General features: G+C 65.7%; 1 protein-coding gene. It reads left to right on the plus strand.

Annotated features, from left to right (window positions below):
• The first annotated feature begins 66 nt into the window (after positions 1–66).
• Positions 67–960 carry an IS982 family transposase gene (locus tag FXN61_RS49665; protein ID WP_167980668.1) on the plus strand — a complete coding sequence of 298 codons (894 nt, stop codon included), beginning with the start codon at positions 67–69 and terminating at the stop codon, positions 958–960.
• The last annotated feature ends 23 nt before the right edge of the window (positions 961–983 follow it).

Below are 983 nucleotides of genomic sequence, written 5' to 3' on the forward strand. Positions count from 1 at the left end.
CTAGACGAGTAAGTCCTAAGTCCGGGCGGTGGCTGCAGACGGACGAAGGGTGTTCAAGATCAGTTTGTGACGACCGACCTGAACACCCTTCTCACCGCACTTTACGTCAAGATCGATGACTGCTTGGGCAGGCCCGCCCGGACCGGGCGACCACCGCGGCTGACCGACTCCGAACTGCTCACCCTCGCAGTCGCCCAAGCCTTGCTCGGCATCCGTTCCGAAGCCCGCTGGCTGCGGTTCCTGCCTCGCCACCTGCCAGGCGCTTTCTCCTACCTGCCACAGCAATCCGGCTACAACAAGCGGCTGCGCACCGCGGTCCCGCTGCTCAAGAAAGTCATCCGGCTGCTCGCTGTCGACACCGACCTGTGGACCGACGCGACCTGGGTCGTCGACTCCACCCCGGTCGAGTGCGCCCGCTCCCGGGAAGCCGCCAAACGCTCCGAACTCGCCGGCTGGGCCGGCTACGGCTACTGCTCCAGCCACTCGCGGTTCTTCTGGGGACTGCGCCTGCACCTGATCTGCACCCCGGCCGGACTCCCCATCACGTGGGCGCTGGCCAACCCCAAACTCGACGAACGTCAGGTGCTGATGGCCGTCCTCGATCACGACCCGTCCGTGCTGACCGACCGGCCCGGCCTGCTGATCATCGGCGACAAGGGCTACATCTCCCGCGAACTGGACGCGTTCCTGGCCGAGCGCGGAGTGATGCTGCTGCGCCCGTCGTATCGCAACCGAACCCCACACCCGGCCCAGCACCTGCTCAAACCGGTCCGGCAGCTCATCGAGTCAGTCAACGACACCTTGAAAGGCCAGTTGGACCTCGAACTGCACGGCGGCCGCACCATCGACGGCGTGACCGCCCGCATCGCCCAACGGGTACTCGCACTGACTGCCGCGATCTGGCACAACCGCGCCACCGGCCAGCCCGTCACCCGATCCCTGATCGCATACGACCACTGATCAGTTAGGACTTACTCGTCTAG

It is taken from the genome of Lentzea indica (assembly GCF_012184385.1).
In the GTDB taxonomy this organism is placed as follows: domain Bacteria; phylum Actinomycetota; class Actinomycetes; order Mycobacteriales; family Pseudonocardiaceae; genus Lentzea; species Lentzea indica.